Origin of the sequence: Micromonospora sp. DT229 (assembly GCF_049844505.1) — a bacterium.
Lineage (GTDB): Bacteria > Actinomycetota > Actinomycetes > Mycobacteriales > Micromonosporaceae > Micromonospora.
Genome location: NZ_JBNCLD010000055.1, coordinates 1 through 213 on the forward strand (window position 1 = coordinate 1; position 213 = coordinate 213).

The 213-nt window shown below is 66.2% G+C and carries 1 protein-coding gene; it reads left to right on the top strand.

What is annotated here, in order from left to right; all coding sequences use genetic code 11:
* Window positions 1-213: HAMP domain-containing protein (locus tag ACLQ2T_RS29255; protein ID WP_425769578.1), on the top strand; the 213-nt coding region annotated here is incomplete at both ends.

Genomic DNA, 213 nt, shown 5'->3' on the forward strand with positions numbered 1-213 from the left:
GTGGCCCGGGAGGTGGGCACCGAGGGCAAGTTGGGTGGTCAGGCCCAGGTGAAGGGGGTCTCCGGCACCTGGCGGGATCTGACCGACAACGTGAACTCGATGGCGTCGAACCTGACCAGTCAGGTGCGGAACATCGCCTCGGTCACCACCGCGGTCGCCAAGGGTGACCTGTCGCAGAAGATCACGGTGGATGCCCGTGGCGAGATCCTGGAG